Origin of the sequence: Phaeobacter sp. B1627 (assembly GCF_006265095.1) — a bacterium.
Lineage (GTDB): Bacteria > Pseudomonadota > Alphaproteobacteria > Rhodobacterales > Rhodobacteraceae > Epibacterium.
This window is the reverse complement of the sequence record NZ_VCNK01000018.1, coordinates 182,574-202,000: the sequence shown is the minus strand read 5'-3', so window position 1 is coordinate 202,000 and position 19,427 is coordinate 182,574. Positions and strand designations below refer to the sequence as shown.

The 19,427-nt window shown below is 61.5% G+C and carries 17 protein-coding genes, 1 tRNA gene and 1 pseudogene; 10 read left to right on the top strand and 9 right to left on the bottom strand.

Annotation, left to right across the window (positions count from 1 at the left end; all coding sequences use genetic code 11):
• Window positions 1-245, top strand: a pseudogene (locus tag FGE21_RS20390) (hypothetical protein); the annotation flags it as partial.
• Window positions 185-460, top strand: coding sequence for a tyrosine-type recombinase/integrase (locus FGE21_RS20385; protein WP_370285634.1), 276 nt, complete (start codon window positions 185-187; stop codon window positions 458-460). The pseudogene FGE21_RS20390 and the gene FGE21_RS20385, both read left to right, overlap by 61 nt.
• Before the next feature lie 73 nt (window positions 461-533).
• Here FGE21_RS20385 and FGE21_RS10950 read toward each other — a convergent pair.
• Together FGE21_RS10950 and FGE21_RS10945 are read right to left on the bottom strand one after the other, a co-directional pair.
• Window positions 534-608, bottom strand: a tRNA-Val gene (locus FGE21_RS10950).
• Between the two features lie 170 nt (window positions 609-778).
• Window positions 779-1,246: an Lrp/AsnC family transcriptional regulator gene (locus tag FGE21_RS10945; protein WP_139663324.1), complete on the bottom strand. Its 468-nt coding sequence runs from the start codon at window positions 1,244-1,246 to the stop codon at window positions 779-781.
• Window positions 1,247-1,374: 128 nt separating this feature from the next.
• Here FGE21_RS10945 and FGE21_RS10940 point away from each other — a divergent pair, with 128 nt between their 5' ends.
• Complete coding sequence (locus FGE21_RS10940; RefSeq protein WP_139663323.1) at window positions 1,375-2,439, top strand: Glu/Leu/Phe/Val dehydrogenase; 1,065 nt, start codon at window positions 1,375-1,377, stop codon at window positions 2,437-2,439.
• A gap of 232 nt (window positions 2,440-2,671) precedes the next feature.
• Here FGE21_RS10940 and lon read toward each other — a convergent pair whose 3' ends face one another.
• The gene (gene lon, locus FGE21_RS10935) at window positions 2,672-5,080 is read right to left on the bottom strand and encodes an endopeptidase La (protein WP_139663322.1); all 2,409 of its coding nucleotides are present in this window, start codon (window positions 5,078-5,080) and stop codon (window positions 2,672-2,674) included.
• 350 nt (window positions 5,081-5,430) lie between these two features.
• Window positions 5,431-6,561 carry a tRNA guanosine(34) transglycosylase Tgt gene (gene tgt / locus FGE21_RS10930; RefSeq protein WP_139663321.1) on the bottom strand — a complete coding sequence of 377 codons (1,131 nt, stop codon included), beginning with the start codon at window positions 6,559-6,561 and terminating at the stop codon, window positions 5,431-5,433.
• 70 nt (window positions 6,562-6,631) lie between these two features.
• Here tgt and rimK point away from each other — a divergent pair, with 70 nt between their 5' ends.
• From rimK to tpiA, 6 genes are all read left to right on the top strand, one after another.
• On the top strand, window positions 6,632-8,047 hold the full coding sequence (gene rimK / locus FGE21_RS10925; RefSeq protein ID WP_139663320.1) for a 30S ribosomal protein S6--L-glutamate ligase: 1,416 nt from the start codon (window positions 6,632-6,634) through the stop codon (window positions 8,045-8,047).
• Between the two features lie 249 nt (window positions 8,048-8,296).
• Window positions 8,297-9,187, top strand: coding sequence for an SPFH domain-containing protein (locus FGE21_RS10920; protein WP_139663319.1), 891 nt, complete (start codon window positions 8,297-8,299; stop codon window positions 9,185-9,187).
• A complete protein-coding gene (locus FGE21_RS10915) occupies window positions 9,184-9,456 on the top strand; it encodes an NfeD family protein (protein ID WP_139663318.1) in 273 nt (90 codons plus the stop codon). The genes FGE21_RS10920 and FGE21_RS10915 overlap by 4 nt, the downstream gene beginning before the upstream one ends.
• A 267-nt stretch (window positions 9,457-9,723) precedes the next feature.
• Window positions 9,724-10,086 carry an SUF system Fe-S cluster assembly protein gene (locus FGE21_RS10910; protein ID WP_139663317.1) on the top strand — a complete coding sequence of 121 codons (363 nt, stop codon included), beginning with the start codon at window positions 9,724-9,726 and terminating at the stop codon, window positions 10,084-10,086.
• 113 nt (window positions 10,087-10,199) lie between these two features.
• Complete coding sequence (locus FGE21_RS10905; RefSeq protein WP_139663316.1) at window positions 10,200-10,556, top strand: iron-sulfur cluster assembly accessory protein; 357 nt, start codon at window positions 10,200-10,202, stop codon at window positions 10,554-10,556.
• 183 nt (window positions 10,557-10,739) lie between these two features.
• Complete coding sequence (tpiA, locus tag FGE21_RS10900) at window positions 10,740-11,489, top strand: triose-phosphate isomerase (protein WP_139663315.1); 750 nt, start codon at window positions 10,740-10,742, stop codon at window positions 11,487-11,489.
• A 128-nt stretch (window positions 11,490-11,617) separates the two neighbouring features.
• Here tpiA and FGE21_RS10895 read toward each other — a convergent pair whose 3' ends face one another.
• The 5 genes from FGE21_RS10895 to FGE21_RS10875 all read right to left on the bottom strand — a co-directional run bounded on the left by FGE21_RS10895 (window position 11,618) and on the right by FGE21_RS10875 (window position 18,092).
• On the bottom strand, window positions 11,618-12,994 hold the full coding sequence (locus FGE21_RS10895) for a TRAP transporter large permease (RefSeq protein WP_139663314.1): 1,377 nt from the start codon (window positions 12,992-12,994) through the stop codon (window positions 11,618-11,620).
• Window positions 12,994-13,671 (bottom strand): TRAP transporter small permease, encoded by a 678-nt coding sequence (locus FGE21_RS10890; RefSeq protein ID WP_139663313.1) that lies wholly within the window; start codon window positions 13,669-13,671, stop codon window positions 12,994-12,996. The genes FGE21_RS10895 and FGE21_RS10890 overlap by 1 nt, the downstream gene beginning before the upstream one ends.
• A gap of 183 nt (window positions 13,672-13,854) precedes the next feature.
• Entirely contained in the window at window positions 13,855-14,859 is a 1,005-nt protein-coding gene (locus FGE21_RS10885; protein ID WP_139663312.1) for a DctP family TRAP transporter solute-binding subunit, read from the bottom strand.
• Window positions 14,860-15,102: 243 nt separating this feature from the next.
• Entirely contained in the window at window positions 15,103-16,344 is a 1,242-nt protein-coding gene (locus FGE21_RS10880; RefSeq protein ID WP_370285631.1) for a sigma-54-dependent transcriptional regulator, read from the bottom strand.
• Window positions 16,341-18,092: an ATP-binding protein gene (locus FGE21_RS10875; RefSeq protein ID WP_139663311.1), complete on the bottom strand. Its 1,752-nt coding sequence runs from the start codon at window positions 18,090-18,092 to the stop codon at window positions 16,341-16,343. The genes FGE21_RS10880 and FGE21_RS10875 overlap by 4 nt, the downstream gene beginning before the upstream one ends.
• 61 nt (window positions 18,093-18,153) lie before the next feature.
• On the opposite strand from FGE21_RS10875, the gene FGE21_RS10870 reads away from it, so the two are divergent.
• Window positions 18,154-19,338, top strand: coding sequence for a cytochrome P450 (locus FGE21_RS10870; protein WP_139663310.1), 1,185 nt, complete (start codon window positions 18,154-18,156; stop codon window positions 19,336-19,338).
• Window positions 19,339-19,427: the final 89 nt, after the last annotated feature.

The following is a 19,427-nucleotide window of genomic DNA, read 5'->3' as shown; positions in this document are numbered from 1 at the left end:
TCGACCCCCACATCCGCCTCTCTTTGATCCTGCTCTTGGGCACAGCGGGACGGGTTGGAGCTCTTCTGGACCTCACATGGGACCGGGTGGATTTTAATCGCGGAACCATCAATTTGCGGATCGAGGACTCGCAGACAAGAAAGGGACGCGCCGTGGTGCGCACAAAGCCGCTCTTTCAGATCATGTGGTCGAATATGCCGGTGGTCAGATCAAATCCATCCGGAAGGGTTTCCAAGGTGCCGTGACCAGATCAAAGATCGGGCATGTTCGGATCCACGATCTCCGGCACACAGCAGCGGTAACAATGCTGTCCAGCGGAGTCCCGCTTGAAAAAGTGAGCCAAGTTCTGGGGCATAGCAACACTGCAATTACGTTCTCGACGTACGGCCGCTACCTACCGGAGCACATGGCTGACGCCGTCGATATCCTAGACGTTTTGAACCCTAAAGTAGGGCGTTAGGTTCACTGAACCACAGCGCACTTCGCATAGCACAGAGGTGATCGAGAAAATCTAAATATATCAAGGCAGTTAATGGTGGGTGATAAGAGATTTGAACTCCTGACATCTTCGATGTGAACGAAGCGCTCTACCACTGAGCTAATCACCCGTGGGCCGGTTATTATCGCTCCGTTTCGCCCTCTGCAAGAGGTGGTCGTCAAATTTTTCCTCTTGGCCCGTTTGTCTGCCTTTCCGGTCCCGGCGCGGAAGTGCAGGAACATTCACCGCATCATTCTCCAGGCATCCGGAGTTGCTGCTGGCAACCGGGCTTGCGCGGGATCATTCCCGGCTGCCGCGGTCGGGGAGCGTGCTGCGCTGAACCATCGTGCGCAGGGTGAAGCTTGAGCGCGTATTGCGAATACCCGGCACACACATCAGACGGTTCTCGAGGAAATCGTCGAAATCCGCCAGGCTGGCCGCAACCACCCGCAACAGAATATCGCGGGTTCCAGTCATGAGATAGCATTCCATAACCTGGTCAAACCGGCGCACTGCGGCCTCGAATTGCAACAGCGCGTCCCGGGACTGCGCCTCAAGCTCCACAGCGACAAAGATGGTCACGGGCAAGCCAAGCCTGCTCTGATCAATTCGGGCGCCGTAGCCCGTGATGACGCCGGATTTTTCAAGATTGGCCACCCGTCTGGCGCAGGGCGTCGGGGACAGACCGACCTTGTCGGACAAATCAGCCATGGTCATCCGGCCGTCACGCTGCAGCGCTGAAATGATCTTTCGGTCAAGGGCATCCATGTTTTTCACCAATCTTGTCGCCAATAGTGGAACTATCCTCCAATATTTATCTCAAAACAGGATGCATTTGGAGCTTTTCTCTAGCCTGCCGGGGGTAGTCTCTGCCGCAGGCAGTAGGAGCAGACGCCATGTTCACCACCTTGATCCCCTCCCCCACCCCAGGTTCGACCCATGAGGCCATCTATCGCGTCGAGGATCCCGACAGTGGCTTGCTGGGGCTCATCGCCCTTCATTCGACGCAGCTTGGCCCGGCTGCAGGCGGGCTGCGGATGCGGCCCTACACCAGTTTCTCCGACGCGCTGGAGGATGTGTCGCGGCTGAGCGCCGGCATGACCTATAAGAACGCTGCCGCCGGCTTGCCGCTGGGCGGGGGCAAGGCCGTGATCCTCGGCGATCCGACGCGGCAGAAAACGCCAGAGCTGCTGCGCGCCTTTGGCCGGGCCCTGCAGACACTTCACGGCCGCTATATCACCGCCGAGGACATGGGAATGTCACCTCAGGACATGGCGCTGATCCGCGAGGAAACCCCCTTTGTAGCAGGACTGCCGGATGGCGCGTTTGCCAGCGGGGACCCCTCGCCCATCACGGCCCGGGGGATCTTCAATGCGATTTTGACGGCCCATGAAACCTGTCACTCCACACGCGACATCGCCGGTCGCGTCGTCAGCCTACAGGGTCTGGGCCATGTGGGCTGGCATCTGGCGGGCCTGCTGCGCAGGGCCGGTGCGAAGTTAATTGTGACCGACACGGACCCGGAGCGGATCGAGGCCGCCGTCCGTGAGCTGGGAGCGGTGGCCGTTGCACCGGAGGAGATCTACGACGCGCCCTCCGACATTTTTGCGCCCTGCGCAATTGGCGGCATCCTCAACCAGGCTACGATTTCACGGCTGAAGGCCACCATGGTGGTGGGCGGGGCAAACAACCAACTGGCGACGCCATCCGACGCCCAGAGGCTGCATGAACGCGGCATTCTCTATGCGCCGGATTTCGTCGCAAACGGCGGTGGCATCATCAACGTCGCAACCGAAATCCTGAAGATCGAGGACCGGGAGGGCTTTGTGCAGCAAAAGCTCGATGCATTGGATCAGACGCTGCGACGGATCCTGACCGAAGCACAGGCGCAGGGCGTCAGCCCGGACAGGGTCGCCATCGACACGGTGAACCGCATCATGGCCTCGCGCGCGGCCGGTTGACAAGGCTGGCCGAGTGGCGCTCGGGACCGAGTAAGGACCGGCCACCTCGGGGGGCAGCACCGCCTGCGCGATGCAGGCAGCGACTTCAATGGCTCCCACGCGGCAGCGCCACCGCAAAAGAAAACGAGCGGCCCGGTAGGGTCGCTCGTTCGCAGTTATACAGCTATATCGGCAGGACAGATATATCGTCAGGACAGAGCCCGCACAGAGCCGCCGGCCGGATCAGGCCCGACTAATGCGCGGTCGCGCCACTGGCATCGCCGCCCTTGAGCGCCGCCGCAGCAGCAGCGGCTTCTTCGGCTTCCTCATCCCATTCAATCGGATCAGGCTGGCGCACCAACGCGATCTTCAGAACCTCAGAGACGTTTTCAACCGGAATGATGTCGAGCCCGGCTTTGACGTTGTCCGGAATATCCGGCAGGTCCTTCTCATTCTCCTTGGGAATGAGAACGGTCTTGATGCCGCCGCGCAGTGCCGCCAGCAGTTTTTCCTTCAGGCCGCCGATCGCCAGCGCATTCCCGCGCAGGGTGACTTCGCCTGTCATGGCGATGTCTTTGCGCACCGGAATACCCGTCAGGACAGACACGATGGAGGTCACCATGGCGAGACCGGCCGAGGGGCCATCCTTTGGCGTTGCCCCCTCGGGGACGTGCACGTGAATGTCCCATTTGTCAAAGCGCGGCGGCTTGATACCGAGCTTTGGCGACACCGAGCGCACGTAGGATGAGGCCGCCTCGATCGATTCCTTCATCACATCGCCGAGCTTGCCGGTGGTTTTCATGCGCCCCTTGCCGGGCAGGCGCAGCGCCTCGATGGACAGCAGCTCTCCGCCGACAGACGTATAGGCGAGCCCGGTCACCACACCAACCTGATCCTCCATCTCGGCGAGTCCATACCGGTATTTCGCCACCCCAAGGAAGTCATCGAGATTGTCCGAAGTGACCGTGACGCTCTCGGTCTCTTTCTTGACGATGGAGGTCAGCGATTTCCGCGCCACCTTGGCAATCTCACGCTCCAGGTTCCGCACGCCCGCCTCACGGGTGTAGGTCCGGATGATATCGGTCAGCGCCTCGTCGGTCAGTTCGAATTCCTTGGCCTTGAGGCCATGGTTCTTGATCTGCTTGCTGATCAAGTGCTGCTTGGCGATCTCGCGCTTTTCGTCTTCGGTGTAGCCGGACAGCGGGATGATCTCCATCCGGTCCAGAAGTGGGCCAGGCATGTTGTAGCTGTTCGACGTGGTCAGGAACATCACGTTGGAGAGGTCATATTCCACCTCAAGATAGTGATCCACGAAGGTCGAGTTCTGTTCAGGGTCCAGCACCTCAAGCATCGCCGACGCCGGGTCGCCCCGGAAATCCTGCCCCATCTTGTCGATTTCATCCAGCAGGATCAGGGGGTTGGTGGTCTTGGCCTTTTTCAGGGCCTGGATGATCTTGCCGGGCATGGAGCCGATATAGGTCCGGCGGTGGCCCCGGATCTCGCTCTCGTCACGCACGCCGCCGAGCGAGATGCGAATGAATTCGCGCCCCGTGGCCTTTGCGACGGATTTGCCCAGCGAGGTTTTCCCGACGCCCGGAGGTCCGACGAGGCACAGGATCGGCCCCTTCAGCTTGGCCGAGCGCTGCTGCACTGCGAGGTATTCGACGATACGTTCCTTGACCTTCTCAAGCCCGTAGTGGTCCTGATCAAGGATGTCCTGCGCCCGGGTCAAATCCTTTTTGACGCGGGACTTGGTGCCCCACGGGATCGACAGCATCCAGTCGAGGTAGTTGCGCACGACGGTGGCCTCGGCCGACATCGGCGACATGTTCTTCAGCTTCTTGATCTCGGCATCGGCCTTTTCACGGGCCTCTTTCGACAGTTTGGTCGCCTCGATCTTTTCCTCAAGCTCGGCAATCTCGCCGGCTCCGTCCTCGCCGTCGCCCAGCTCCTTCTGAATGGCCTTCATCTGCTCATTCAGGTAATATTCGCGCTGGGTCTTCTCCATCTGGGTCTTGACGCGGGTTTTGATCTTTTTCTCGACCTGCAGAACCGAGAGCTCGGACTGCATCAGCGCGTAGACCTTCTCCAGCCGTTCGCTGACAGGCAGGGTCTCAAGCAGCTCCTGTTTGCGGTCCACCTCGATGCCGAGATGTCCGGCCACCAGGTCCGCCAGCTTTGCGGGCTCGGTGGTTTCGCCAACCGCGGTCAGCGCTTCTTCGGGGATGTTCTTGCGCACCTTGGCATACCGCTCGAACTCGTCCCCGACCGCGCGCAGCAGCGCCTCGGTCGTGGTGACGTCGCCCGGCATTTCCAGCAGGGCCTCGGCGCGGGCCTCGAAAAACGTGTCATTGTCGAGGAATTCGGTGATCTTGACGCGGGCCTGCCCCTCGACCAGCACCTTGACAGTGCCATCGGGCAATTTCAGCAACTGCAGCACATTCGCCAGAACACCCGTGCGATAGATACCATCCATATCCGGATCATCCTCGGAGGGGTCGATCTGGCTGGACAGCAGGATCTGCTTGTCATCGGCCATGACCTCTTCGAGGGCGTGCACGGATTTTTCCCGCCCGACGAACAGCGGCACGATCATGTGGGGGAACACAACGATATCGCGCAGCGGCAGGACAGGATAGGAGGAATTGAGAGGCTCTTGCATACTCGGTCCTTTTCTTGGCAAGACGATCCAGCCCCGGATTCGGCGGCACGGTCATCTCCACATTTGATTTCTTTATCTGGTCTGGCGGTTGGTGTATTTCAACCGTCTGCCTCAGGTGTTGGTGCCGAGCATGCCCCTAGCGGCGCATGACCACAAGAGCGCAATGCCTTCACTTTGCCGGAAATTACATTCCCTGCCGCGCCGCAGAATATGACTGCAAAACGGACGGAAAAAATCGGCAGCTACCGTAAAATCTCCCTACAATGCAACGCGCGTTGCCATGCACTCCGGGCCACCGCCATAAACCGCCATGGTCTGGGGGGCGTTTTCCGAGACCACAGCGCAGGGCGTCAGAGCGGTTCGATGTCGCCCTGGGCCCGGCTTTCGTGAAAATTCCGTTGCCACGACTCAAAACAGCCCGCAGCAATTGACTCGCGCATACCTGCCATGATGTCCTGAAAGTAATGCAGGTTGTGCCATGTCAGAAGCATACCGGAGATCATTTCGTTCGACCGGAATACGTGGTGCAGATAGGCGCGCGAATAATTGCTGCACGCCGGACATGTGCAGTTTTCGTCCAGCGGACGGGGGTCATCCTGGTGGCGCGCGTTCTTGATGTTGACGACTCCGTGGCGCGTGAACACCTGCCCCGTGCGCCCCGACCGCGAGGGCAGCACGCAATCCATCATGTCGATACCGCGCGCCACCGCGCCGACGATATCGTCCGGTTTGCCAACCCCCATCAGGTAGCGCGGCTTGTCCACAGGCAGCATGTCGGGCGCGTAATCAAGACAGTCGAACATCGCCTCCTGCCCCTCGCCGACCGCCAGCCCGCCGACCGCGTAGCCGTCAAATCCGGTCTGGATCAGGGCAGCGGCGCTTTCCTCGCGGAAATCCCGCTCCAGCCCGCCCTGCTGAATACCGAACAGCGCATAACCGGGGCGATCACCAAAGGCGTCTTTCGACCGTTCCGCCCACCGCATCGACAGGCGCATCGACTCGGCAATCCGGTCGCGGTCCGCAGGCAGCGCCGGGCATTCGTCGAAACACATCACGATGTCAGATCCCAGAAGGCGCTGGATCTCCATCGAGCGTTCAGGGGTCAATTCATGTTTGGACCCGTCGATATGGGATTTGAACGTCACGCCTTTTTCGGTCAGCTTCCTGAGACCCGCGAGCGACATCACCTGAAACCCGCCGGAATCCGTCAGAATCGGACGGTCCCAATTCATGAACCTGTGCAGCCCGCCGAGACGGTCAATCCGCTCTGCGGTGGGGCGCAGCATCAGATGATAGGTATTGCCCAGAAGGATGTCGGCGCCGGTGGCGCGCACGCTTTCAGGCATCATCGCCTTCACCGTGGCAGCGGTGCCCACCGGCATGAAGGCCGGGGTGCGGATATCGCCCCGGGGGGTATGGATCACACCTGTCCGCGCCTTGCCGTCCTGCGCTGTCATTTCAAAGTTGAAAAGCTCTGCCATCTCATGTTCCTGCGTCACTGCGATCACCAAATACGCGGTGATTCCCACCTAATGCCAAGGAGACGTCCCCATGTCCACCGATGACCCCAACACAAACTTGCGTCTGGGATGGGAGGAATGGGTGCGTTTACCGGATCTCGGCTTGCCCGCCCTGCGTGCAAAAGTCGACACCGGCGCCCGTACCTCAGCCCTGCACGCCACCAACATCGAGACCTTCGGCTCCCTGTCCGCGCCCAAGGTCCGCTTCACCGTACATCCGATCCCCGGCAGCGACGACCTGCTGATCCCCTGCTCTGCGTTGATCAAGGACCGGCGCGAGGTCACCTCGTCAAACGGCGAGCGGGAATTGCGCTATGTGATCGAAACCAACCTGGAAATTGGCGATGCGCTCTGGCCGGTCGAGGTGACGCTGACCGACAGGCGCGGGATGGCGCTGCATATGCTTCTGGGACGCCAGGCGCTGAATGAGAATATCTCGATCGTGCCGTCCGAACGCTATTGCCAGCCGGAACTGGACTATTCGGTCTACGCGACCCCCGCCATCCGCAAAAAGGCCCCGAACCGGGCCCTGCGCATTGCGGTCCTGAGCCGGGAGGACAACTACTCCACCCAGCGGCTTGTGGAGGAGGGCGAAAAACGGGGCCACACGGTCGAGGTCATCGATACGACCCGCTGCTACATGTCGATCAATGCGCTCGCTCCGGAAATCCACTATGACGGAAAACGGCTGCCGCGCTATGATGCGGTCATCCCGCGGATCGGGGCATCGATCACGCAATATGGCACCGCACTTCTGCGCCAGTTTGAAACCATCGGCACCTATTGCGTGAACGGCAGTGCGGGCATTACCGCCAGCCGGGACAAGTTGCACGCGCATCAGATGCTGGCACGGCACAAGATCGGCATGCCGCTGACCGCATTCGCGGCCTCCCCCAAGGACACCAACGCCCTGATCGACATCGTCGGCGGCGCGCCATTGATTGTGAAACTGCTGGAGAGCACCCAGGGCAAAGGGGTGGTTCTGGCCGAGACGAAAAAAGCCGCCGAGAGCGTCATTACCGCCTTTCGGGGCCTCAAGGCCAACTTTCTGGTGCAGCAGTTCGTGAAAGAGGCGGCGGGCGTCGATATCCGCTGTTTCGTTGTCGGCTCCAAAGTGGTCGCGGCGATGAAACGCTCCGGCGCCGAGGGGGACTTCCGGTCCAACCTCCATCTGGGCGGCAGCGCCGTTTCTGTGCGGATCACAAAGGAAGAGCGCGCCACGGCGATCCGGGCCGCCCGGTGTTTTGGTCTCGGCGTTGCGGGGGTGGATCTGCTGCGTTCGGAGAGCGGCCCCAAGGTTCTGGAGGTGAACTCCTCGCCCGGGCTTGAGGGCATTGAAAAGACATCGAAAAAAGACATCTCCGCCTTGATCCACGACGAAATCGAGGACAATGTCCGCCCGACCCCAATGCGCAGTCGCAAGGCGCTGGACAACGCCGCAGAATAACAGCCTCCCGCGACTGTGGGATGGCTGGCGGGTCGATCACTGGCGGGTTTCGGGCCGATTTCGGGTCTGCTGTTGGCCTGCCGTTGGTCTGCTGTTGGTCTGCCGTTGGCCTACTGAGCCGCAGCCCCGTTGACCGGGGACTGCCGCCGGACCGGAGGGCTGTCCCCTTGACCTGGTTTCCCCTTGACCCGGGGCCGGGCAAGGGGGACCTTCGGCCTAGCTTGATTTAACATAATCGGATTCTGCACCATGAGCGAACAAGACATCCTCAATTCCCTGTCCGGCAGCCTGCTCTATATCATCGGCGCGGTTTTCCTTGTGATTGTGGTCTTCAAGGGGGTCCGTATTGTCCCGCAATCAGAGAAATTCGTGGTGGAGCGCTTCGGGCGTCTGCTGGCCGTGCTGGGACCGGGCATAAACTTCATCGTCCCCTTTCTCGATGTGGTGCGTCACAAGGTTTCGATCCTCGAGCGCCAGCTGCCCAACGCCAGTCAGGACGCCATCACCCGCGACAATGTGCTGGTGCAGATCGACACCTCTGTCTTTTATCGCATTCTGGAACCCGAAAAGACGGTCTACCGGATCCGGGATGTAGACGGGGCCATCGCAACCACCGTCGCCGGTATCGTGCGCGCCGAGATCGGCAAAATGGATCTGGATGAGGTTCAGTCCAACCGTTCGCAGTTGATCGGTCAGATCCAGCACAGTGTCGAAAGCGCCGTCGATGACTGGGGGATTGAGGTGACGCGGGCCGAGATCCTCGATGTGAACCTGGATCAGGCCACCCGGGACGCGATGCTGCAGCAGCTCAATGCCGAGCGTGCCCGCCGTGCGCAGGTCACCGAGGCGGAGGGCAAGAAGAGGTCAGTCGAACTGGCGGCGGATGCGGAGCTATACGCGGCGGAGCAGACCGCCAAGGCGCGCCGCATCCAGGCGGATGCAGAAGCCTATGCCACCGGGGTCGTGGCCAAGGCCATTGCCGAGAATGGCGTGGAGGCGGCGCAGTATCAGGTGGCGCTCAAACAGGTCGAGGCGCTGAACGCGCTTGGCAACGGCGCGGGCAAGCAAACGATCCTTGTTCCCGCTCAGGCGATCGAAGCCTTTGGCGATGCCTTCAAGATGCTGAAAGGTTCCTCATGACCGCGCTGTGGACCGTGTGGTGGATCTGGGGCGCGCTGGCCTTGCTGCTGGGCATCGTGGAAGTCCTGCTGCCGGGGTTCATCTTCCTCGGGTTTGCCATAGGCGCGGCGGGGGTCGCGGCAATGCTGTTGCTGACACTGGCACCGGGCCTGCCCGCGATCCTGTTTCTCTTTGCGGCCTTCTCGCTGGTCGCCTGGCTGGTGCTGCGACGTCTGTTCGCCCTGCCCCGGGGACAGGTGAAGACCTTCGACACGGACATCAACGACTGAGATCTGAGGGCGGCGCACAGGGGGGGCTCACAGGGGGACGATCCTCGGCCAGCGCCCCCCTGTTGCGGCACATTCCATCCCCGGCCGCGACTGGCTGCTCAGAGACTTGCTCAGAGGATCGCTCGGGGGATTGCTCGGAGGATTGCTCCGGGGACTGTTGGCGGCCCGCAAAACGCCGCCCGGAGGCACATGCAGAAAATGCGCAACGGGTGGACTGTGGCGCAGAGAATACCTATATAAACCGTCAGAGAACTGACCGAGAGTCCCATGACCAACGCATCCGAACCGCTTGAAGGCGCGCCCCTGATCGCACCGTCCTCCGTGTCCCATCCGCTCTATGAACCGGTGGTCGAGGCCTGCCGGACTGTTTATGACCCTGAAATCCCGGTGAACATCTACGAACTGGGACTGATCTACACCATTGATATCTCTGCGGAGAATGATGTGAAGATCATCATGACCCTGACCGCTCCGGGATGCCCCGTTGCTGGCGAAATGCCCGGCTGGATTGTCGATGCCATCTCGCCCGTCGACGGCGTGAAGACGGTGGATGTCGAGCTGACCTGGGAGCCGCCCTGGGGCATGGATATGATGTCCGATGAGGCCCGGCTTGAGCTCGGTTTCATGTAACGCGCAGCCCCGGTGATCCCCGCCCCTGTGATCCACGCCCCTGTGATCCACGCCCCCTTGTGAGCAAAGATCTCTACCCCTACGTTCTGTATGAGAACGAAACGGAGCTTCCAATGTTTGCCATACCCGGAAAACAAGCTGTCACGATGACCCCGCGCGCAGCGTCGCAGATTTCCAAGCTGATGGACCGCGCGGGCCATGCGGGTCTGCGCATCGGCATCAAGAAGGGCGGCTGCGCGGGCATGGAATACACCATGGACTATGTCGACGAGGCAGACCCCAACGACGAGGTTGTCGAACAGGACGGCGCCCGGGTGCTGATCGCCCCGATGGCGCAGATGTTCCTGTTTGGCACCGAGATCGACTATGAGGTCTCTTTGTTGGAGGCGAGCTTCAAGTTCAACAATCCAAACGTTGCCGAAGCCTGCGGATGCGGCGAATCCATCAGCTTCAAGGTTGGCGAGCAATAGCATCCAGCGGACGGGTGTGGACGGCGCAGATCCGAACGACGTCGATCCGGACGGCGCAGGTACAAAGGACAAAGGGTGGCCGGGAGCCGCCCTTTTTTGTTGCGAAAACACGGGCCTGATTGCCCCATCGCCGCGCCGATGCTACCACCGGTCGGAACGCAGGAGATATCAAAGGGGGGCGGCATGGCTCGCAAACTGGCTGCAGGCAACTGGAAAATGAACGGCACTGGCGCAAGCCTCGGTGAACTCGAAGCGCTGGTCTCAGAGGGCGTTCCGCAGGGGGTTGAGGTGCTGATCTGTCCGCCCGCCCCCCTGCTGACGCGCGCGGCCGCCCTGGCCGGGGATATCGCTATCGGCGGTCAGGACTGCCACGCGGCTGTGTCCGGCGCCCATACAGGCGATGTCAGCGCGATAATGCTGAAGGACGCGGGCGCCTCATATGTCATCCTCGGCCATTCTGAACGCAGAGCCGACCATGGCGAAAGCGACGCTGTGGTGCGCGCCAAGGCCGAGGCCGCTGCCGGTGCCGGTCTTCAGGCGGTTGTCTGCATCGGCGAAACTCTGGACGAGCGCGAAGCAGGGCAAACATTGCAGGTCGTGGAAACGCAGCTCACAGGCTCCCTGCCCGACACTGCCTCCGCCAGCAATACGGTGGTGGCCTATGAGCCCGTCTGGGCCATCGGCACCGGCAAGGTTCCGACGCTGGAGCAAATCGGCGAGGTTCACAGCGCCCTGCGCGCGGCTCTAGTCGCCCGTTTCGGTGCGGCAGGCGGCGACATCCCGCTGCTCTATGGCGGGTCCGTAAAGGCGGGCAATGCGGCGGATATCTTTGCCGTGCCCAACGTGGACGGCGCACTGGTCGGAGGCGCGAGCCTGAAAGCTGCCGACTTCCGCCCGATCATTTCGGCTCTCGCTGCGACTGTCGCCGAATAAGCTGTCACCGGTCTGCGGCTCGTCGAAGGCCACCCGAGGCTGGCGACAGGATCCACCCCACCGATGAAAAAGAACGCCCGGAGCGCTGAGCCCCGGGCGTTTTTCTGTTTGATGTTCTGAGCAAGCGGTCAGTTTGTTATGATCTCCGGCCCCATGATCGCGTTTGGCAGCACCGTGGACAGCCAGGGAACATAGGTGATCAGGATCAGGAACACGAAGAGCACCGCCAGGAACGGAAGGGCTGCGCGCACTACTGCCATCATCGGCATTCCGGCCACTCCGGAGGTCACAAACAGGTTGAGACCAACAGGCGGGGTGATCATCCCGATTTCCATGTTCACGACCATGATGATCCCAAGGTGGATCGGATCGATGCCCAGTTCCATCGCGATCGGAAAGACCAGTGGCGCAACGATCACCAGAAGCCCCGAAGGTTCCATGAACTGGCCCCCGATCAGGAGGATGACATTGACCACAATCAGGAACATCACCGGGCCGAAGCCCGCCGAGAGCATGGCATTCGCGATATGCTGGGGCACCTGCTCATCGGTCAGAACATGCTTCAGGATCAAGGCGTTGGCGATCACAAACAGAAGCGTCACCGTCAGCTTGCCTGCCTCGAAGAGGGTGCGCTGTGTGTCGGCATGAAAGAACGCCGTGACCAGGGCATATGGCTTTTTCATCAGCGATGTTTTTGCCTGCCCCTCACCATTTGAGAGCGGTCCCATGTCCTTGTAGACAAAGCAGGCAATCACGAAGGCATAGACCGCTGCGACCGCCGCAGCCTCGGTCGGGGTGAAGATGCCGCCGTAAATTCCGCCCAGAATGATGACGATCAGGAACAGGCCCCAGCCCGCCTCACGCGCCGAACGGAACACTTCGCCCCAGCCGTGCCATTCGCCCTTGGGCAGGTTCTTCACGCGGGCCATGACGAAGATGGTCACCATCAGCATGATGCCGGCCATCAGGCCCGGGATCACCCCCGCGAGGAACATCCGACCGACAGAGACCTCGACTGCAGCCGCGTAAACCACCATCACGATGGACGGCGGTATCAGAATACCCAGCGTCCCCGCGTTACAGATCACCCCGGCCGCGAACTCCTTGGTGTAGCCAACCTGGCGCATCCCCGCGATCACGATGGAGCCGATGGCCACAACCGTCGCCGGCGAAGAGCCGGACAGGGCTGCGAACAGCATGCAGGCAAACACGCCCGCAATCGCCAGACCACCGGGCAGATGGCCGACGCAGGCAATGGAGAACCGGATGATCCGTCGCGCCACGCCGCCAGTGGTCATGAAACTCGACGCGAGAATGAAGAAGGGGATCGCCAGCAGCGTGAAATGCCCCTCAAAGGCCTGAAACAACGTTCCCGCGACCGAGGCCAGGGAACTGTCGGAGAAGAACAGCAAAAACAGTGTGGAACTGAGGCCCAGAGAGACCGCGATCGGGACCCCGATCAACAGCAGCCCGATGACCAGGGCAAAAAGCAGGACAACTTCCATCAGTCTTGTTCCCCGTGTTGGGCGCGCACCGCCTCAAGTTCGTCTTCGACTTCGTGGCTGGCAACCAACCGGTCGGTCTCGCCCCGGGCGATCTGCACTGCGGCCTGAATGAACCGCACCACCAGCAGCAGCATGGAGAGCGGCAGCACCACATAGGGAACCACTTTGGGCAGTTTCTCGTAGGACTCGCCGTAGTTGATCAGATCTTCAAGAAAGCGCAGGGCGCCAACCATCGGCACGTCCTGCACTTCGTAGAAGCTCTGGCTGCGGGCCTTCAGGTCCAGCCCGGTGGGAAACCAGCGGCCGGAGGTTGGCGGCAGATCGGCAAAGACCGACCAATAGTCATAGGCCCCCTTCAGCATCAGCAGCGAAAACACAATGCAGGCCGCCGCCGCAATCAGGCCGATCAACCGGCGGGCAGAGCGCGGCAGCAGGTTGATAATGGCATCGACGCCGAGATGCGCGTGGGCCTTGACCGCATAGGCGGCCCCCAACAGCACCAGCCAGGCGAACAGGAACACCGTCAGCTCCAGCGCCCACAAAATGTTTGAATTGAAGACGTAGCGCGCAATGACATTGGCAAATGTCAAAAGCGTCATACCGCCCAGGAGGAACGCGATCAGCGTCTCTTCCAACCTATGGATAACCCCCGGCGGGTTGGCGTTTGCCCCCGACATTGTCATCTCCCCAGTTTTTCAGGATTAAGGGTGGCGACCACGCGAAGGGGCGCCGATGTGTCGGAGCGCACAGTATGCACGCTCCGATCACTGTTTTCAGGTCACTTCAGATCACCGTATTTTCGGATCCCAATGTTCGGATCCCAGTGTTCCGATCCCTGTGTTCGGATCCCTGTGTTCGGATCACAGACCCGCGTTGATGGCCTGAGCCGCGTCGATCATTTCCTGACCAACATCCCCGGAGAACTTCTCCCAGACCGGCTTCATGGCATCGACCCATGCCTGACGTTGTTCGGGGGTCAGCTGGCGCACGGTGCCGCCTGCGGCGATAATCGCCTCTTTGGCGGCATTGTTCACCTTGGAGGACTCGGAGTTGCGGGTATTGGTGACCTCATGCATGATGGTCATGAACTGATCCCGGACCGCCGGATCCAGGCTGTCGAGCCAATCCACCGAGGCCACGACCAGATAGTCCAGCGCACCGTGGTTTGTTTCGGTCACACCGTCCTGCACTTCAAAGAACTTGCGGCCATAGATGTTGGACCAGGTGTTTTCCTGACCATCGACAACACCCTGTTGCAGGGCGCCGTAGACCTCGGAAAACGCCATTTTCTGGGGCGATCCGCCGATGGCTTCCATCTGAGCCACGAGAACGTCGGATGACTGTACGCGGAATTTCAGACCGTTGGCATCGGTGGGCAGAACCAGCGGCTTGTTGGCCGACATCTGCTTCATGCCGTTGTGCCAATACCCAAGCCCCTGCAGGCCACGGCGCTGCATGCTGTCGAGCATCGCCTGACCGTCGCTCGATGCCTGAAACGCATCCACGGCGTCGATGTTCTTGAACATGAACGGCAGGTCAAAAAGGCGGAATTGCTTGGTGAATTTTTCGAACTTGGACAGCGACGGCGCGGCCAGCTGGACATCGCCCTGCAGCATCGCCTCGAGCACCTTGTTGTCATCGTACAAGGTGGAGTTCGGATAGACGACCATGCACATTGTGCCGTTCATCTCATCATTGACCCGCTGTTCCAGCAGCGACGCAGCGATGCCTTTGGGGTGTTTGTCGGTGTTGGTGACGTGGCTGAACTTGACAACGATTTCACCTTCGTCGCAGGCGTCGGCCGATGCGGTGCCAGCGGTCACGGTCAGCGCCAGCGCAGTGGCGGCAGCAGTCAGGAACTTCATGGTGATCCTCCCAAGAATCTATTTTTCCTCCAAGCCGAAGCAATGCCTCGGGCTTGGGCGCTAGAATTAGGAAAGGGAGCGATCCGCTCAAGCTGCGATTCCACATTCGCAGGTCAGTTTGATTTGTTGTTCGTTATCAGTGCATTGAGGGCGTATTCTGAAGCGCGCACAGCTCCGCCCAGCGGAGATTGTGCGGAATTTCGCACATGCCACTGCGCCTCTGTGCGGAAATCCGCACATCCGTCAGCGGCGATAATCCTCGGGGCGAATCCCGTATCGGGACAATTTGTCGTAAAATGTCTTGCGAGGCAGTTTCAACGCCTGTGCTGCCGCCGAGGCGCGGCCGTTTTGGCGCCCGAGGGAGGCGATCAGCAAAGAGCGCTCCACCTGTGCCATCTGCTCGGCCAGCCCCAGATCGGTGCCTTCGGTAATTTCATCCGGCATGCCAAGCACGAACCGCATGGCCGCCGACATCAGCGACCTGGCGTTGCCGGGCCAGTCCTGCCCCATCAGCGCCGCCAGCATATCGGAGCTGATTTCAGGGGCGTCGATTCCCGCCTGCTCAGCCGCCTGGCTGACATAGTGGCGAAACAGCACCGGAATATCCTCGCGCCGTTCTGCTAGCGACGGGATCCGCACACGCATCACGTCGAGCCGGTAAAACAGATCCGCATTGAACTTTCCCGCCGCGACAAGATCGGCAAGATCCACCGCCGAGCCCGCAATGATCCGTACGGCTCCGCCCTGTTCCAGCTGCTCCAGAACCGCGAACTGGGTGTCTTCGGGCATCGCCGACAGCTCGTCCAGAAACAGGGAGCCCCCTTCGGCGCTGCGGCACAGGCCATCGAACACCTCGGGCGTGAGCCCGGCGCTGGGGCGTTTGACAAACGCGCCCTGCCCGCGCCGCGACATCAGATGCACCACCTCGGCGACCTTGGGAATTCCGCTTCCCGGTGCTCCGCTGACGAGGACCTCTGCATCGGTGGGCGCAACCGAGCGCACCCGCGCGCGCAGCTCATGGGCCTGAGCTGACGAGCCAAAAAGCATCCGCGCGGCGGGATCGCCACTTTCGAGCTGAGTTTTCAGGCGCCGGTTCTCAAGCACCAATGCGCGGGTGCGCAGCGCCCGATCCAATACGGCGAGAAGGGTCGCGGTCGCACAGGGTTTTTCCAGGAAATCAAAGGCGCCCTGGGACATCGCCTTCACCGCCATCGGAATGTCACCCTCCCCCGTCAGCAGCACCACCGGCAGCTCCGCATCGACCTTTTGTGCGTAGTCCAACAGGTGAAACCCATCCCGTCCGGGCATCCGCATGTCCGACAGGATCACCCCTTCAAACCCGGCGGTGATCTGATCCTTGGCAGCCACGAAGGACCCTGCGGTCACCGCCTCCAGATCGTTCAGCTCCAACGTCTGGCCGAGGGCCTCGCGCACTGCGGCATCGTCATCAACCAGCAGAACCTTGCAGGGTATTGGGCGCGTCATGCGGCATCTTCCTCTTTCCAATAGTCCAGTTCTACGGTGAAAAGCGCACCTTGATCGGTGTTGGTCCCGCGAATATTCCCACCGAAGCTCTGCACCAGCCCGTAGGAGATCGACAAGCCCAGCCCGAGCCCTTCGGAACTGCCCACTGCCTTGGTTGAATAAAACGGCTCAAACACTTTTTCCGGCTGTTTCAGGCCCGGTCCGATGTCGCGCACCGTCACCGAAAGCCGATGTCCGGTGTTGATCACGATGCGGATGTGGCGTTCGGTCTGATCCATCATCGCGTCAGCTGCGTTGTTGATAAGGTTGACAAAAACCTGCGTCAACCGGACGTCGCCACCGCGTGCGAAGACCGGCCCGGTTGCCTCCGGTTGCCAGTCCAGGCTGACGCCATGATCCCGCAGGCGGGTCTCCGTCAGCTCGGCGGCCGCGTTGATGACCTGCACCAGATCCACCCGCCCGACGGGCTCGCTTTCATTGCGGGCAAAGGCGCGCAGGTTTTTGATGATGCGCGCCATTCTGAGCGACATCTGCGAAATCCGGTTCAGGTTTTCGGCGGCCCGGTCGGCCCGGCCTCGGGCCAGAAACGCCTGCCCGTTTTCAGCGTATTGCTGGATCGCCATCAAGGGCTGGTTCAACTCGTGGCTGATCCCCGCCGACATCTGCCCGAGGGCCGACAGCTTGTCCGCCTGCACCAGTTCGGCCTGGGCCTTTTTCAGGGCGGCCTCGGCCTCCTCGCGCTCGTGCACCTCGCGGCGCAGTTGCTCGTTCGCGTCAGACAGGGCCCGGGTCCGCGCCGCAACCCGCAGCTCCAGGGCGGCATTGGCCTGGGCCAGCGTGCGGCGCCGTTCGGCCGCCAGAAACAGGATGGTGCCAAAGGCCAGACAGACCGCCGCCATTGCCATCGCCTGGACCCACGCCAGGCGCCGCGCCGGAGCAACATCCACCAGAATTTCGCCCTTCATGCCGATGGTTGGCAGATCAATGCTGAGATGGAGCGCATCGCCGGGCAGATAGGGGCTCCACCCGAGCCGCCAGATCTGATGATCGCCAATCCTGCGCACCCGGAGCGGCAGCTGCTCGCCACTGGCGGTCAACAGGCCCGGCGCGGCTTCGTCACGCTGCCAGAACAGCAGTTCGGAACGGTTCGACATATAGACGCGCCCGTCCTCGATGGTGAAATAGACCGCAGGCAGGGAGCCGCGCCAGGTCTGTTCCACTTCTTCGATATTGGCGACCACCACCAATGCCCCCCTGACCCGGCGGTCAGGGCCGAAATCCGGAGCCGCAAAGAAATAGGCCCGGCGCGCGCCGCCCGGCAGCACCATCGGCTCTGCGCCCAAGGCCCCCTGCATGGCCCTGCGGAAATACCCGCTGGCGGCGACATTCTCTCCGGCGACGCCATCTGCTGCGGCAAGCACCCGTCCGCTTGCATCGGCGTAGAACACATCCATCGCCCCGGTCTTGTCCGCAATCCGGCGCAGCAGATCGGTGGCCAGCCGCCGCCCCGCCTGATTGTCCAGCGTCAGCAGCGCCGGGTGGTCGACCGTCAGCACCGCCTGCTCGCGGTAGATCTGCAATTGCGTGCTGACCCTGTCGGAGGCCAGCGCCAGATCAGAGGCGCTGCGTTCCGCCAATGCGGTCAGGGCCTGGCGGTAGGCCGACGACCAGACCGCGACCGACAAGACCACGATGGCGAGGGCAACGCCCAAAACGAGGGCAAGACGGGGGTGTCGCGTTTCAATCATTCCCGCACAGTAGCAAAGCCCCCCTTGCCAAGGCCAGCCACCTCGGCAAAAAGCTAGTCCCATGAAGACACTGACCCAATCCCCGACCGAGCCGGACTTTGTCCAAAACCCCTACCCGTTCTACGATAGGGCCCGCGCGACCGGAAAGCTCGGCTATTGGCAGGACTACGGGATGGTGGCGGCCTTCAGCCACGACGCTGTTCATATGCTGTTGCGGGACCGCCGGTTTGGCCGGGAGGTGCCGCCGGAGATGGCGACAGAGGGGCCGCCGCATCTGGCCCCCTTTCTGCAGGTCGAGGCGCATTCCCTGCTTGATGCCGAGCCGCCCCGGCACACCCGCCTGCGTAAACTGGTGTTGCGTGCGTTCACCAGCCGCGAGATCAAGGCGCTGGCGCCGGGACTGGAGACCCTCTGTCATGCTCTGGTGGACGCCTTTCCGACGGACGCGCCCTTTGATCTGTTGGAAGCCTATTGCACTCAGGTGCCGGTGATCGCGATCTGTCGCCTGCTGGGGGTTCCCGAAGACATGGCGCCGCAGTTGCTGGAGTGGTCACACAAGATGGTGGCGATGTATCAGGCGTCCAAAACCACCGAGACAGAGCACGCAGCCGCCAAGGCGAGCCAGGACTTCATCGATTTCCTCACCGCCTATGTTGAAGAGCGCCGTGCCACTCCTGGCGAGGATCTGATCACCCGGTTGATACAGGCCGAGGAAGACGGCGAGAGCCTGTCAACGGACGAGTTGATCGGCACTTGTATCCTGTTGCTCAACGCAGGCCACGAGGCCACGGTCCATTCCCTCGGCAATGGGGTCAGCACGATGCTGCAGCAGGGGTGGAAGACCGACTGGCTGCTGCCGGAGGGGATCGACGGGCTGGTCGAGGAGATCCTGCGGTTTGATCCGCCGCTTCATATGTTCACACGCTATGCCTACGAACCCGTCGAGGTCCTTGGCCACAGGTTTCAGCGCGGAGATCAGGTTGCTCTGATGCTGGCCGCGGCCAATCGCGACCCGGAGGCGCTGGAGGCTGCGGATAGGTTTGACCCCGCCAGACCGCCGAAGGTGAACAAGAGCTTTGGAGGCGGGCTTCATTTCTGTGTCGGCGCGCCGCTGGCACGACTGGAAATGCAGATCGCATTGCCAATTCTGTTTGATCGCTGCCCGAACCTGAGGCTGGCGGAGCGCCCTCAGTTCTCCAACACCTTTCATTTCCACGGGCTCACCCGGCTTCTGGTCGAGATCTGATTGGCGGGTTTCCGGTTCCGGCGGGCCTTGGCGAGCGGATGACCTTGCCCGGCCCGCCGCGATCAGCCCGCCGTGATCACCGACCGGAG

Excerpts from the sequence above, each read along its gene's own strand:
- FGE21_RS10945 (WP_139663324.1), bottom strand. The coding sequence starts at position 1,246 with ATGGATGCCCTTGACCGAAAGATCATTTCAGCGCTGCAGCGTGACGGC.
- FGE21_RS10940 (WP_139663323.1), top strand. The coding sequence starts at position 1,375 with ATGTTCACCACCTTGATCCCCTCCCCCACCCCAGGTTCGACCCATGAG.
- lon (WP_139663322.1), bottom strand. The coding sequence starts at position 5,080 with ATGCAAGAGCCTCTCAATTCCTCCTATCCTGTCCTGCCGCTGCGCGAT.
- tgt (WP_139663321.1), bottom strand. The coding sequence starts at position 6,561 with ATGGCAGAGCTTTTCAACTTTGAAATGACAGCGCAGGACGGCAAGGCG.
- rimK (WP_139663320.1), top strand. The coding sequence starts at position 6,632 with ATGTCCACCGATGACCCCAACACAAACTTGCGTCTGGGATGGGAGGAA.
- FGE21_RS10920 (WP_139663319.1), top strand. The coding sequence starts at position 8,297 with ATGAGCGAACAAGACATCCTCAATTCCCTGTCCGGCAGCCTGCTCTAT.
- FGE21_RS10915 (WP_139663318.1), top strand. The coding sequence starts at position 9,184 with ATGACCGCGCTGTGGACCGTGTGGTGGATCTGGGGCGCGCTGGCCTTG.
- FGE21_RS10910 (WP_139663317.1), top strand. The coding sequence starts at position 9,724 with ATGACCAACGCATCCGAACCGCTTGAAGGCGCGCCCCTGATCGCACCG.
- FGE21_RS10905 (WP_139663316.1), top strand. The coding sequence starts at position 10,200 with ATGTTTGCCATACCCGGAAAACAAGCTGTCACGATGACCCCGCGCGCA.
- tpiA (WP_139663315.1), top strand. The coding sequence starts at position 10,740 with ATGGCTCGCAAACTGGCTGCAGGCAACTGGAAAATGAACGGCACTGGC.
- FGE21_RS10895 (WP_139663314.1), bottom strand. The coding sequence starts at position 12,994 with ATGGAAGTTGTCCTGCTTTTTGCCCTGGTCATCGGGCTGCTGTTGATC.
- FGE21_RS10890 (WP_139663313.1), bottom strand. The coding sequence starts at position 13,671 with ATGTCGGGGGCAAACGCCAACCCGCCGGGGGTTATCCATAGGTTGGAA.
- FGE21_RS10885 (WP_139663312.1), bottom strand. The coding sequence starts at position 14,859 with ATGAAGTTCCTGACTGCTGCCGCCACTGCGCTGGCGCTGACCGTGACC.
- FGE21_RS10880 (WP_370285631.1), bottom strand. The coding sequence starts at position 16,344 with ATGACGCGCCCAATACCCTGCAAGGTTCTGCTGGTTGATGACGATGCC.
- FGE21_RS10875 (WP_139663311.1), bottom strand. The coding sequence starts at position 18,092 with ATGATTGAAACGCGACACCCCCGTCTTGCCCTCGTTTTGGGCGTTGCC.
- FGE21_RS10870 (WP_139663310.1), top strand. The coding sequence starts at position 18,154 with ATGAAGACACTGACCCAATCCCCGACCGAGCCGGACTTTGTCCAAAAC.